Origin of the sequence: Siminovitchia sediminis, assembly GCF_042680885.1 — a bacterium.
In the GTDB taxonomy this organism is placed as follows: Bacteria; Bacillota; Bacilli; order Bacillales; family Bacillaceae_C; genus Siminovitchia; species Siminovitchia sediminis.
On the sequence record NZ_JBHUEO010000030.1, the window covers coordinates 69,958 to 83,324 of the forward strand.

A 13,367-nucleotide genomic window follows, 5' to 3' on the forward strand; every position below is an offset into this window, starting at 1 on the left:
TTAAATTATATCATTTTCCACCAAAATTTCATATCCATCCTCGTTCTCTTCCACTAAAGCGTGTTTGGGCGAAAGAAGAAGAGATTTAAAGAGCAGCAGATCAAATACTGATAACCCGTTATGGTATGAAAGTAAAATGGTAAAATAGTGACCAAATTGAGGATAAATCGCAACACCTGTTATGAAAATAGCATTTAATATTATAAAAGGAAAAACGAGTGCCGTGCCAAACTGAGCCTTCGGGATCGGACAGCCAAATTGAAGGTGAATGACCGGCAGTATATAAAAATGGCGATCGAATTCCCATTTCATATATTTATAATAAGTGACAATCGGTAGAATATGACAAAGTTTATGAACCGGATATAGTAAAATCAGACTGCATAAAAACACAAGGAAATAATCATCGTCAAATGTCTGGGCTGAAACGGCATGCAAAGTCAAGTAGCCGGCAATAAATACAAAAAGAGAAACTAAAAATGAAATAAAAAAACGCCGGAAAAATAAGTGTTTTCGGTTCACATGATAAGCTTTCCAGCAATGCATGGTGCAGCCCTCCTCATATGGTAAAATATAATACTCATAATGTACGATGGAAATCTGGAAAAAGCAATATGATTTTCCGCTGAGGTCAAGCAAATTTTTGAATATAAGGGGTGTGGAGCATTGGATGAATTAAAAAACAGAGTTGAAACTTTGGAGTACCATGTAAAGCTGCTGCTCGGAATGATACAGCCTGTAAATAGGGATTTTGATTTGCTGGTAATTCAAAAAGGGCTGACAGAGGAGGAAGTAAAGGATTTTCATGAACTGTGCAGGGAGCTTGAGGAGGAAATGGAAGAACAAAAGGCGGAAAAGTTTGTATTTCATTCACCGCTTTATAGGCAGTTTACCGCTGGACTAAATAAAAAACTGCACCCGAAGGAAACGGTGCAGGCCTGTTTAAACCAACAGATATATGTAGAACTAATGAAAAAATTATGGATGAATATGGAATGAACGGTTATCATACGGCATTGACTTTAGCCCTGTCGGCGGATGCTTCTTCCTCAAAAAAATGGGTTGTAAGATTGTCGTTGGATTTTTCAAAAATCTCCATGAAATCATCACCATATATTTGCCTGATGATCGCCATCATTTCCAAGGCTTCAGGCAGTTTTCCGTATAGTTCTTTTAGAGGTGCTGCTGCCGTATAAACAGAATCCTCTTCAGGATTATAGTGCTCCACCAGTTCCATTAGAAGATCTTCTCCAAGATCTGTGAGTTTTACATACGTATTGCGTTTATCATTTTCTTTTTTTGAAAATTGAAGATAGCCCCGTTCGGCCAGTTTTTTTGAAAAGTTGAACGCGGTTGAAACATGCATGACTCCAAACTTGGCAATATCTGAAATCGAAGCGCCTTTCAAATGATAGGCGATCCACAAAATATGATGTTCATTAATGTTCAGGTCATAGGGCTTAATCCAATTCTGCCAATCTTTCTCTATGGCTTTCCATAGAGCTTTGCTGAGTTGCGCCATCCGTTGGCTGAAAATCATTGCTTCTTTCACCGAAACGTGTTGATCTCCCATAGTATTCCCCCGTTTTTGAGCTGTTTCTATTATTATGTAAAAAAAATAATAAAAATTCAATCTGAAAAATGAAATAGAATTGACAAAATGTTGAGGAGGAGGCAGAGGGAAGTACCCGGTCCTGCCTCAGGAAGGACGAATTGTTTCTTTTCCTTCTTGAAGTTTATCTTCTAATTCGGCAATGGTTTGTTGGATTTTTTTGATTTCGGTCTGCATGGCTTCTTTCGTCGGCTCAATCTCGCTCTGCCATTCCTCAACGGCAGCTTTAACATCCACGGCCAAATCTTTGATAATTTCTTTGCCATCTTGCGATAATTTGGTAACTGACTCCTTTAACTCCATAGCATTGGTTTTGAACTCATTGGCCAATCGAATCCAATCATCTTTTGATTCGGTTACCTGTCTGCGAAGCTCCTTCCCGGAAAGCGGCGTGTAAAGAAAAGCGGCAGCTGCACCGACTGCACTTCCAACCAATAGTCCATACGTTAACATTTTTTTGTTCATTTTTCCTCACCCTGCTTCATAAGATTTATTTTGAAGAAAATTAAACTTACCTATATTCACTTTACCCTAACTTTGACATATACACACTTTTTTTGTGTTTCAATTTATGCCAGCCGGAGATTCTTAAAGAAAGGGGATGACGATATGAATGTGATTACGATTCTTTTCATCACCCTGGGCTCTCTCATGATATTGGCCATGCTCTATTATGTAATATTATACCAGCAATCCCGTATTTATCCCCCCAAGCACATTGTGCGTGCCCGTGCCGTTTCTTTGGGAGGGGTTGGGGGAGTACTGCTTTCCGTTGGGTTTTTGATCCTGTTTTTCATAAAGTAATGAAAAAATAAGAACCCTCTGAAGGGTTCTTATCTGTTTAAGATGCTTCTTGCAACATATTTGTCCGTTTCAATATTGATTTGGCAATCGGGAATAATACAAACATGGCGACTGCGTTCATAATCATAGCAGGTATTACTACGGTACCAAATAAAGCAGCAAAAGGTCCTGGTAAACCGACAATGAGGTAAGCGGATGTCAGGAACACTGTTCCTGAAACTAAAGTACCAATTGCTGTGAGGATAGATACACCGATAATGTTAGACATGTTTTTTGAAATAAGCAGATAAAGTCCAAAGAAAATAAATGCAGAAATCGGTTTATCAATCAGGTTGGGTACAAATCCGCCTGGAAAGGTGGATGTAATTCCTGCAAGAAGACCAGTGGCCAAGCCAAGCAGCAGTACATTTTTCTTATCCGGGAAAAGTGCAATTCCCAAAAACATCATTGCCAGCATCGTGTCTGGCTTCATCCCCATAAAGATCCCGGGCATGATAAAATGCAAAGCAGCCCCAATTGCCACAAACAACGACAAGGTGACAAGCGTTCTCGTATTCATTTGTATCTCTCCTCTTCTCAACTAAACTCTCGCTTCTTTCCTGACATGCTCTCTTGCTGGCAGCGAAAGATTAACAATATTGTAACATAGTATTTTAGTAATATGAAGCTTTTTTAGCTTATATGGGTTCAAAAACAGCCGGTTACGATAACCGGCTTGAAATGGCTGATGCCATAGATTGGAGATCTTCTGGGGAGTAATCAGATTGATGGCTGATAAACTGTTTGGAAAAACCATCGTTCTGACCATACCTTGGAATCAGATGCATATGATAATGAAAAACTTCCTGTCCGGCAAATGAGCCATTATTGTTGAGCAGGTTCATTCCTTTGGCTCCAAACTCTTCTTTGATTGCCTTTGCGATTTCAGGTACGACAGAAAAAAGTTTTGCGGCTGTTTCTTCATCCATGCCAAAAAGATCTTCTATATGTACTTTGGGAATCACTAATGTGTGGCCTTTGGTAATCTGGCTAATGTCCAAAAAAGCCAAGATATCTTCGTTTTCAAATACTTTTGCAGAAGGCAGATCGCCATTTATAATTTTACAAAAAATACAATCGCTCATATCTACTCCTCCTTATTGCTGGTATATTAAACCATTTTAACATAAGGTTGAGGAAAACAACAAAATGTGCAGAGCCAATTCAGCTCTGCACATTGAAGGATTAGCGGCTTTATCAGGAAAGTTCTTCATCTTGCCCATCGGTTCGATTAAAGGTCAATCATATTCATGCCCAACGCAATCATCCCCTTAACGAAGGTAAGTGATTACTGTTCATGGGATTGATCTGTTAAAGATCAATGAATTTCATGCCCAACGCAATCATCCCCTTGGAAGGTACTGATTACAAGTTCATGGATTGATTGTACTTTCCGCATCTACTGCAGTTCATTGTCTTTGACAATCACCCCAGCTTTGCTTTTCCGCTGCCTTCAGAAATTATTTTGTGCACTTCAGCAGTAGATATAATAGGTAAAATTCACCAACATATAAATGCTTAGCGCCTTAATTTTTGGTACAATGAAATCAGTTTTAATGAGAGGACGAAATGACATGTCATTGTTGGAAATTCAAAACCTGACTGGCGGATATACAAAAAAGCCGGTTTTGCAAGATGTTTCATTTTCCATGAAGGAAGGGCAGCTGATTGGATTAATCGGTCTGAATGGAGCCGGGAAAAGTACAACGATTAAACATATTATTGGCCTTATGGAGCCTCGTTCCGGAAAAATCACAATCAACGGGACATGCTTGGAAGAAGATCGTGTCAAGTACAGAAAACAATTTGCTTTTGTACCTGAAACTCCTGTGCTGTATGATGAATTAACTCTTGAAGAACATCTTCAATTGACTGCTATGGCTTACGGGCTCTCAAGGGAAACCTTTGAAGAACGAGCAAAGCCTTTATTGCAAGAATTTCGTCTTGATAAAAAAATGAAGTGGTTTCCTGCGCATTTTTCTAAAGGTATGAAACAAAAAGTGATGATTATGAGCGCTTTTTTGATTGAGCCGTCCTTATACATTATTGACGAGCCTTTTGTAGGGCTGGACCCCCTCGGTATCCAATCTTTGTTAGAGTGGATGAAAAAAATGAAACAGAATGGCGCCGGTATTTTAATGTCTACCCATATACTTGCAACAGCAGAGCAATTTTGTGACGGGTTTGTGATCTTGCATGGCGGGCAAGTCCGCGCGAAAGGAACACTGGAACAGCTGCAGGAGCAATTCGGAATGCGCAATGCCTCTTTAAATGATATATATATCCAGTTAACGAAGGAAGAGCCTGATGAAACAAATACATGAACTCTGGCCGGAAAGGCTTCAGGCATTTCAGGAAGAAATGCGGCGATATTTGAAATACATGTTTAACGATCACATTAAATTTGTATTAATTTTCGGGGGAGGAGCTGCCATTTATTATTACTCTCAATGGGTAAATGATCTACCTCCAGATTTTCCTGCTGCCCTTGTAATGACGGTTGTGTTGGCTTTCCTGCTGACAGCCGGCCCCATCATCACGCTGGTAAAAGAGGCGGACAAAGTCTTTCTGATTCCGTTGGAAGATGAATTAAAGGATTATTTTAAAAAAGGGTTAAGGCTTAGTTTTATCATTCAGGCCTATGTTCTTCTTCTTGTATCAGCTGCCTTCATGCCGATGTATAACCGGGTGGAGGGTGCAGGCTTCATGTCCTTTGTCTTCTTGTTTGCCGTGCTGCTCCTTTTAAAATATTGGAATTTGGCATTGCGGTGGGATATCTTGAAAACAAACGATTCTCCTACTCTGACAGCAGATCTCTTCATGCGCTATCTGTTAAATGCCGGATTACTGTATTTACTCATCTCTCGAGCCTCTTGGTGGTTTATCTTGGCAGTTATGCTAATCATGGCCGCATTTACTGTGTATACCAGGCAGTCAATGAAAAAAAAGACACTCAAGTGGGAAAGGCTTATTGAAAAAGAGCAGGGTCGAATGCTGAAGTTTTATCGAATGGCTAATCTATTCACCGATGTGCCTCATCTGGGAAGCAAAGTTTGGAGACGAAAGTGGATGGATCCGATTTTCATGTCTATTCCATTTGCAGAAAAAAGTACATTCCGGTTTTTGTATGCGCGGACGATTGTCAGAACCAGCGAATATTCTGGGCTGATCCTTCGGTTAACCGCGATGGCATGCCTGATTTTGTATTTCGTGGATCATTTATATGCTGCCATTGGTATTTCATGGCTGTTCTTATATTTAACAGGCTTTCAGCTTCTTCCTCTCATCCGGCGTTATGACTTGAAAATTTGGATTCATTTGTATCCAGTGCCGGCTGATATAAAGAAAAGGGATTTTTACCGTCTGCTGATAAGAATCCTCGGAATTCAGGCACTGTTGTTCGGAGTGATCACAGCCGTAAGCGGAAATCTCTTTAATGCACTCCTCGTTCTTGCAGCAAGCCTATTGTTTGCAATTGTGTTCGGTAAACAGTATGTCCCGGGAAGAGTCAAGAAAATGGAGCCATATTAAAAGCACTCGCTTTGTTTTGGCGAGTGCTTCTTCAAATCTGTCACCCCGCGGGGCTGTAAATCAATTGCAAATCAGTTTCACCGCTAATGGAGAAACCAGACTTTCAGCGTGTACCCCGAGTAAAAAGGCAGCAATTGTTCTTGTATGGATACTTGCGGCTAAAGCGCATTGCGGTTACTTACATCAGGAAGCTGTCACAGGCTCCTCCTGTCAGCGTTCCTGCTTTTGATATTCAACTGCAGTCCATGCCAGCGTTTTTGCTGCCAGCAGCATGGCCTCTTCTTTAATGTCAAATTTTGGATGGTGGTGTGGATAAGAAGACTCCGGATCAGGCTGGGCCCCTGTAAAAAAGAAGGTGCCTTTCACGTGTTGAAGATAGTAAGCGAAATCTTCTCCTCCCATTTGTAATTCCAATTCCTCCACATGGTCAACACCCTGTACTTCAGCTGCCTTTTTAGCTAAGAATTCAGTTTCATTTTGATGATTGACAACTGCGGGATACCCGCGGTGATAGGTAAATTCATAGTCACAGCCGTTTGCCAGGCACGTCCCTTTAATCACTGTTTCCATTTCTTTCTCAATAAAATCACGGGCTTCCTCACTGAATGTCCTGACTGTCCCCTTTAATTTAGCTGTATCCGCGATAACATTAAAGGCATTTTCTGCAACAAATGAACCTACAGAAATGACTGCTGGGTCTACAGGATTCACTCTGCGGCTGACAATATGCTGCAAATTCGTCACGAGCTGGGAACCAATGACTATGGCATCTTTCGTCTTATGAGGCATGGCTCCATGCCCTCCGCGGCCTTTAATAACAATTTCGAACCCGTCTGCGGCTGCCATAAAAGGGCCTGTCCGGTAACTGATCGTTTTATAAGGAATTTCAGCCCATAAATGTGTTCCGAAAATCGCATCAACACCATCCAGACAGCCATCTTTAATCATGGAAACCGCTCCCCCGGGGGCAAGTTCTTCGGCATGCTGGTGGATGAAAACATATTCACCGGGAAGATCATCAATCATCTCATGCAGCACTCTGCCGATGGTTAACAGAACTGCTGTATGGCCGTCATGTCCGCAGGCATGCATAATCCCCGGCACCGTTGAACTGAAAGGAAGACCCGTTTCTTCCTGGATGGGAAGGGCATCAAAGTCAGCCCTTAACGCAATCCGTTTGCCGGGTTTTTTTCCTTTTATCCGGGCCACCACTCCATTGCCGCCCACCCCGGTCTGTACTTCGATTCCTAACTGCCGATAAAACTCCGCTATATAAGCAGCTGTTTTATATTCTTTAAACGACAGCTCAGGATGCTGGTGCAGGTATCTTCTGATATGTACCATCTCTTCGTAATGATCATCGAACCTTTTAAATAGAGCCTGCTTCATAAAGAACCACCGCCTATTAAGTATTTACTTAAGAATGATTATAACATAGTCTCTCCCATGGAATGAGCAGTTCAGACGATAAATAATCAACTGATACGGAAACAAAAAAAGAAATGCAGCCGTGTGCATTTCTTTAAATGAGAAACATTGCAAAGATGGCGGTCACTGTTAAACCGATGACTACAGGGATAAGGTTTCGGCGAGCTAATTCAAAGGGATCTACATTACAGATAGCGGCTGCAGGAATTAATGCCCAAGGGACGAGTGTACCGCCGCCGATCCAGATGGTTGTTAACTGGCCCAATGCTGTCATGACAGCTGTTCCGGAGCCAAGGGCTGCGCCGAAAAGCCCGGCAATGGATCCGGTAAGCGGGAGACCCGAAAAACCCGATCCGTCGAGTCCGGTGATAACCCCTACTGCTGTCATCGTCAATACACCCAGGGATTCAGTAACAGGTACGGTATTTGCAAGAGCAATGCCAAGATCATTGACGATGCCTGTAGAACCATCAGGGAGAGAGGTGCCGATCATCTGTTCAAATCCGCCGCCTCCAAGATAGAAAAAGGCAGCAATAGGGATCACAGGTCCAAAAACTCTAAAGCCAAACTGGAGTCCTTCAATGAGAAATTTCGTGGTATTTTCCAGTGCCTTCTGTTTATGTGCTGCTATAGATGTAAATAGTAGTATTAGTACTGAGGTGCCGCCGATCAGTGCAGTTGCGTCACCGCCTTGGAGATTTAATGTAAACATTAAGATGATATTGGCAGCGAATAAAAGGGGAATCATAATAGCGAATAGCCGTTTTACACCAATGGAAAGCTGTTCTTTGCCGGTTTCTTTTACCACTTCTGCTGACTGTGAAAAATTCTGTGAGGAGTCAAATTTTCCTTTTTTCATATCACTTTTCAACAGAAAAAAAGCTGTGACTGTTGTAACCGTTCCCATGACTAATATAAGGGGAATGCTTGCAGCCATAACCTCGGTCACTGGTATGCCTGCCGCATCAGCTGAGAGTTTGGGTGCACCCTGAATAATAAAATCACCTGATAAGGCAATGCCATGCCCAAAAAGATTCATGGCCATGGCAACCCCCAATGCGGGAAGTCCGACACGGAGCGCGATGGGAAGTAAAACGGCTCCCATTAATGCAACGGCAGGAGAGGGCCAAAAAAACCAGGAAATCACCATCATGAGAATCCCGGTCGTCCAAAAAGCCAAGCCGGGGGTTCTGATGATTTTTGTAAAGGGAGAAATCATATAATCGTTAATTCCTGTTTCCATTAATATTTTGCTCATGGCTGAAATGATGGAAATAACAAGGATAATGGAGAGCAGTTCGGTAATGGCAAACATAAAGCTCGTAAAAATCCCGCTAATGGACGCAGCCGCTGAACCGGTGGCCATATAAGCGATCAGAACAATTCCGGTGATGCATAAAATGGTGAGATCCCGCTTTAGAATTAAAAACAGGATACTCAGTCCGATGAACAGGAGATACAACCAGTGTAAGGCTGTTAATTCTAATTCCACAGCAACTCCTCCCTAGTCTTCATCATTCGATGGAATTTAGGACTTTCATCCCACGATGTATCTTATGAAGTCGAGGGGGGAGATGTGTTCACCCGGGGGCATAGGGAAAGTAAATTACTTACTGTCATCCAATTCTTCGTCACCGAGTACAAATAGTTTTACATAGGAAGGTCCCGAAAATACACTATGACTTTTAACGGATTCAAGTGCAGAGACATTTTTATGAGCATCGGCAAAAGCCGGAGATTTTTTCCAAACATGATAAGCATCCTCATTCTGCCAGATCGTCATGACGATATAGGAATCGTTTGTCAGAGGCCGCAACACTCTTATAGCCTTAAAGCCCGGAAAGGATTCTGCTTTTTTCATGCTTTCTGTAAAGTTATATTCAAAAACCGGTCGTCCCTCTTCTCGAACAGGTATATGATTAACAGCTGCAAACCCTTTGTTTTCGAGTGGTCCGACTGCAAGGATCACCTCATATTTTCTCGGTGACTGAAAAACGGTGGAGCCTTTAGTTTCATGCCATATCTGAGAAGTTTCGGCATTTTGCATCATCAGTATTTTTTCATTCGGATTCTTTTCCATCACTTGTTTTAAGAAATAATAGGTTCCTGATGTGATATACGTATACAAATCAAGACACTCCTTTGATAATACTCATTACCTGATTTTACCCATAAAGGGTAAGGACAAACCAAATGCCCGGCTTATTAAAAAGCACAAATTTATGACAACCCGGCATCCCGTCTATACTTCGGCATTTAAAAGTAATATAGTAAGCTTTAGACAATCACATGTTCTATTTTATGTTGGATAAGATCCATGTTGATATACGAAAAACCTGAAAGGTGGATTCCTTTGTCATGGGGAAAATAACAAACGATACTTTTTTACGAGCAGCAAAAGGTGGGAAAACGGAACATGTACCAGTATGGTATATGCGGCAGGCGGGACGGTCACAGCCAGAGTATCGGAAGCTGAAAGAAAAGTATTCCTTATTCGAGATTACTCATCAGCCTGAGCTGTGTGCATATGTCACTAGGCTTCCCGTAGAAAACTACAATGTGGATGCAGCAATTCTGTATAAGGATATTATGACTCCGCTGCCTGCGATCGGTGTAAATGTTGACATTGTCAGCGGGATTGGTCCCGTTATTGAAAATCCAATCCGTACAGCCGGTGATGTGGAAAAACTGGGTGAACTGGATCCGGAACAAAATATTGATTATGTGCTCAAGACGATCCAAATTTTAACAAAAGAGCAGTTATCTGTTCCTTTGATCGGATTTGGCGGTGCACCGTTTACACTGGCTTCTTACATGATCGAGGGAGGCCCTTCAAAGAACTATCACAAAACGAAAGCGTTCATGTATTCGGAGCCGAAGGCTTGGGACATGCTGATGCAAAAACTCGGTGATATGACTGTAGTTTATTTAAAATCGCAAATCCGGGCAGGTGCCAGTGCAGTCCAGTTGTTTGATTCGTGGGTGGGAGCACTGAGCCGTGCCGACTATCGTACATTTATCAAACCTGTTATGGAAAGAATATTCTCTGAACTGAAAAATGAAAATGTCCCGCTGATCATGCACGGGGTGGGCGCCAGCCATTTGGCCTTGGAATGGAATGATCTGCCATTGGATGTAGTCGGTTTGGACTGGAGGCTGCCCATTGCGGAGGCCCGTAAACTTGGGATTACAAAGGCAGTGCAAGGGAACTTGGATCCGGCGGCTCTTATTTCTCCATGGAATGTTATCGAGGAAAGAGCAAAAGATATTATTGACCAGGGGATTCAGCAGCCCGGGTTTATTTTCAACCTCGGCCACGGAGTCTTCCCTGATGTCAAACCGGAAATATTGAAAAAGCTGACTTCCTTTGTTCACGAATACAGCACAGAAAAATTAAAGCAGAAACTCAAGTAAAAAAGGAGCACGGAAACATGCCGAAAAAGAAATTGGGGCTATTGGTGATGGCATACGGAACTCCATACGATGAAGATGATATCAAACGGTATTATACTCATATCAGACACGGAAGGCCGCCGTCGCCGGAAGCTCTGGAGGATTTGAGGAGACGATATGAGGCAATCGGCGGTATCTCGCCGCTCGCAAAAATTACAGAAGACCAGGCTTATAGTCTGGAAAAAAGGCTGAATGACATTCAAGAAGACATTGAATTTAAAGCATATATCGGATTGAAACACATTGAACCTTTTATTGAAGATGCGGTCCAACAAATGAATGCCGACGGGATCCATGAAGCCGTTTCTATTGTTTTGGCACCTCATTTCTCAACCTTTAGCGTCAAATCTTACAATGGACGGGCACAGGAGAAGGCAAAAGAGATTGGCGGTCCTGAAATCACTTCGATTGAAAGCTGGTATAAGGAACCCAAATTCATAGATTATTGGGTTAAGAAAGTGCGGGAAGTATACCATCAAATGCCGGATGAAGTGAGGAAATCGGCCTGTCTTATTGTATCTGCCCATAGCTTGCCGGAGAAAATTCTTCAATATAATGACCCTTATCCTCAGCAATTACAGGAAACAGCCGATTTAATTGCAGAAGGGGCAGGAATTCGGCATTACGCAGTGGGGTGGCAAAGTGAGGGGAATACGCCGGAGCCGTGGCTTGGTCCGGATGTCCAGGATTTAACCCGTGACTTATACCTTAAGCATAAGTATAAAGCGTTTGTTTATATCCCGGTGGGATTTGTTTCAACGCACTTGGAAGTACTTTATGATAACGATCATGAATGTAAAGCAGTGACGGATGAAGTAGGTGCTGCCTATTTCCGTCCTGACATGCCGGATGCACACCCCGAATTTATTGATGCACTGGCGGACACAGTTTTGAAGAAACTTGGAAAACTACAATAAAAAGAAGGCGATTTCGGATTGGCGGATGAAAGAAAAAAAGTAGTAGTGGTCGGTGGGGGAATCACTGGTTTAACCGCAGCTTACTACTTGCAGAAATCAGTTAGGGAAAAACACCTGCCTTGGGATCTCACGCTTGTGGAAGCAAGCCACAAGCTTGGGGGGAAATTTCAGACATTGCATAGAGATGGCTTTACAATTGAGCGTGGTCCCGACTCTTTCTTAGAAAGAAAGAAGAGTGCAGCAGAACTGGCCGTAGAAGTAGGGCTGAGGGACCAACTTGTCAACAATACAGCCGGCCGTGCATTTGTACTTGCCAACGAACAACTCCACCCGATGCCTAAAGGGGCGGTGATGGGGATCCCGACAAAAATTACTCCGTTCATTACGACAAATCTTTTTACCGTGCCCGGCAAAGTAAGGGCAGCGGCAGATTTTGTCATGCCGAGATCAAAAATTTCAGGAGATCAAGCGTTAGGAGGATTTTTCCGGAGAAGGCTAGGGGACGAAGTGGTGGAAAATCTGGTTGAACCGCTCCTGTCCGGTATTTATGCAGGTGATATTGATCAGCTCAGTTTGATGTCTACTTTCCCTCAGTTTTATAAAGTAGAGCAACAGTACCGGAGTTTGATCCGCGGGATGAAAAAAACAACCCCTTCCGCTCCTAAAAAGCATGTTAATGCGAAGAACCAGGGAATTTTTCTTGCATTAAAAGGCGGTCTTTATTCACTGGTTGAAGCCGTTGAAGGAAAATTGGACAATGTTTCTGTATTAAAAGGAACGCGCGTACTGGCTATAGACAAGTCAGCAGGAGAACGATACAGTCTATTGTTGAACAACGAACAATTATTAGAAGCAGACAGCGTCGTACTGGCTTTGCCTCATTTAGCTCTGGCGGATTTATTTGCTGAAGACCCTGTGATTTCTAGATTGAAAGAAATGCCTGCTACATCTGTAGCTACCGTTGCGATGGCATTTGATAAGGGAGATGTAGATGATCATTTAGACGGTACGGGGTTTGTTGTTTCGAGGAATAGTGATTATACGATCACAGCCTGTACATGGACCCATAAGAAATGGCCTCATACCACCCCTGAAGGGAAAGTGCTGCTGCGCTGTTATGTGGGGCGTGCTGGCGATGAAACGGTTGTGGACTTATCAGATGAAGAAATTGAAAAAATTGTCTTGACTGATTTAAACCGTATTATGAAATTGACTGCAAAGCCAAACTTTACTGTCATTACACGTTGGAAGCAAGCTATGCCGCAATACATAGTCGGGCATAAAGAAAGAATTCAACAAATTAAATCAAATCTCCACCGGAATATGCCCGGTGTGTTTATTGCCGGCAGTTCATATGAAGGGATTGGGATTCCAGACTGTATTGACCAGGGAAAAGAAGCAGTTGAAGAAGTTTTGAAATATATATAAATATGGAAAAGGACGTTCTGAAGAACGTTCCAGCTTGTAGAGAAAGTATATGTTTTTTTCTCTACAGGCTTTTTTATTTTACATTTAGACGACTTGTATCTAGATTTTTGTGTTTTTATTTTTAAGAAAAAGATTCCCATCCACCTAGACCTGTC

General features: G+C 42.3%; 15 protein-coding genes. 7 read left to right on the top strand and 8 right to left on the bottom strand.

Annotated features, from left to right (window positions below; genetic code table 11):
- Positions 1–546, bottom strand: coding sequence for a DUF3267 domain-containing protein (locus tag ACFSCZ_RS11355; protein ID WP_380774047.1), 546 nt, complete (start codon positions 544–546; stop codon positions 1–3).
- A 120-nt stretch (positions 547–666) separates the two neighbouring features.
- Here ACFSCZ_RS11355 and ACFSCZ_RS11360 point away from each other — a divergent pair, with 120 nt between their 5' ends.
- Positions 667–999: a DUF1878 family protein gene (locus ACFSCZ_RS11360; RefSeq protein ID WP_380774048.1), complete on the top strand. Its 333-nt coding sequence runs from the start codon at positions 667–669 to the stop codon at positions 997–999.
- Between the two features lie 7 nt (positions 1,000–1,006).
- Here the strand turns inward: ACFSCZ_RS11360 and ACFSCZ_RS11365 are convergent, their stop codons facing one another.
- Together ACFSCZ_RS11365 and ACFSCZ_RS11370 are read right to left on the bottom strand one after the other, a co-directional pair.
- Positions 1,007–1,573, bottom strand: a complete 567-nt coding sequence (locus ACFSCZ_RS11365) for an HTH-type transcriptional regulator Hpr (RefSeq protein WP_380774049.1) — start codon at positions 1,571–1,573, stop codon at positions 1,007–1,009.
- 126 nt (positions 1,574–1,699) lie between these two features.
- Positions 1,700–2,077, bottom strand: a complete 378-nt coding sequence (locus ACFSCZ_RS11370) for a YtxH domain-containing protein (protein WP_380774050.1) — start codon at positions 2,075–2,077, stop codon at positions 1,700–1,702.
- A gap of 144 nt (positions 2,078–2,221) precedes the next feature.
- Between ACFSCZ_RS11370 and ACFSCZ_RS11375 the strand changes: the two genes are divergently transcribed.
- On the top strand, positions 2,222–2,416 hold the full coding sequence (locus tag ACFSCZ_RS11375) for a membrane protein YhzF (RefSeq protein WP_380774051.1): 195 nt from the start codon (positions 2,222–2,224) through the stop codon (positions 2,414–2,416).
- Positions 2,417–2,453: 37 nt separating this feature from the next.
- On the opposite strand, the gene ACFSCZ_RS11380 is transcribed toward ACFSCZ_RS11375, so the two are convergent.
- Together ACFSCZ_RS11380 and ACFSCZ_RS11385 are read right to left on the bottom strand one after the other, a co-directional pair.
- On the bottom strand, positions 2,454–2,975 hold the full coding sequence (locus tag ACFSCZ_RS11380; RefSeq protein ID WP_380774052.1) for a tryptophan transporter: 522 nt from the start codon (positions 2,973–2,975) through the stop codon (positions 2,454–2,456).
- 142 nt (positions 2,976–3,117) lie between these two features.
- Positions 3,118–3,540: an HIT family protein gene (locus tag ACFSCZ_RS11385; protein WP_380774053.1), complete on the bottom strand. Its 423-nt coding sequence runs from the start codon at positions 3,538–3,540 to the stop codon at positions 3,118–3,120.
- A gap of 489 nt (positions 3,541–4,029) precedes the next feature.
- On the opposite strand from ACFSCZ_RS11385, the gene ACFSCZ_RS11390 reads away from it, so the two are divergent.
- Both ACFSCZ_RS11390 and ACFSCZ_RS11395 read left to right on the top strand, forming a co-directional pair.
- Entirely contained in the window at positions 4,030–4,779 is a 750-nt protein-coding gene (locus ACFSCZ_RS11390; protein ID WP_380774054.1) for an ABC transporter ATP-binding protein, read from the top strand.
- Positions 4,763–5,986 carry an ABC transporter permease gene (locus tag ACFSCZ_RS11395; protein WP_380774055.1) on the top strand — a complete coding sequence of 408 codons (1,224 nt, stop codon included), beginning with the start codon at positions 4,763–4,765 and terminating at the stop codon, positions 5,984–5,986. Before ACFSCZ_RS11390 ends, ACFSCZ_RS11395 begins: the two co-directional genes overlap by 17 nt.
- Positions 5,987–6,196: 210 nt before the next feature.
- Here ACFSCZ_RS11395 and ACFSCZ_RS11400 read toward each other — a convergent pair whose 3' ends face one another.
- The 3 genes from ACFSCZ_RS11400 to ACFSCZ_RS11410 form a co-directional block, all read right to left on the bottom strand.
- Complete coding sequence (locus tag ACFSCZ_RS11400; RefSeq protein WP_380774056.1) at positions 6,197–7,375, bottom strand: M20 metallopeptidase family protein; 1,179 nt, start codon at positions 7,373–7,375, stop codon at positions 6,197–6,199.
- A 133-nt stretch (positions 7,376–7,508) separates the two neighbouring features.
- Positions 7,509–8,906, bottom strand: a complete 1,398-nt coding sequence (locus ACFSCZ_RS11405) for a hypothetical protein (protein ID WP_380774057.1) — start codon at positions 8,904–8,906, stop codon at positions 7,509–7,511.
- 114 nt (positions 8,907–9,020) lie between these two features.
- The gene (locus ACFSCZ_RS11410) at positions 9,021–9,542 is read right to left on the bottom strand and encodes an antibiotic biosynthesis monooxygenase family protein (protein ID WP_380774058.1); all 522 of its coding nucleotides are present in this window, start codon (positions 9,540–9,542) and stop codon (positions 9,021–9,023) included.
- A 230-nt stretch (positions 9,543–9,772) separates the two neighbouring features.
- Here ACFSCZ_RS11410 and hemE point away from each other — a divergent pair, with 230 nt between their 5' ends.
- From hemE to hemY, 3 genes are read left to right on the top strand one after another with little or no spacing between them, the layout of a single operon-like run.
- Positions 9,773–10,828 (top strand): uroporphyrinogen decarboxylase, encoded by a 1,056-nt coding sequence (hemE, locus tag ACFSCZ_RS11415; protein WP_380774059.1) that lies wholly within the window; start codon positions 9,773–9,775, stop codon positions 10,826–10,828.
- Positions 10,829–10,845: 17 nt separating this feature from the next.
- Positions 10,846–11,784, top strand: coding sequence for a ferrochelatase (hemH, locus tag ACFSCZ_RS11420; RefSeq protein WP_380774060.1), 939 nt, complete (start codon positions 10,846–10,848; stop codon positions 11,782–11,784).
- An 18-nt stretch (positions 11,785–11,802) separates the two neighbouring features.
- A complete protein-coding gene (gene hemY, locus ACFSCZ_RS11425) occupies positions 11,803–13,212 on the top strand; it encodes a protoporphyrinogen oxidase (protein ID WP_380774061.1) in 1,410 nt (469 codons plus the stop codon).
- Positions 13,213–13,367 lie beyond the last annotated feature (155 nt).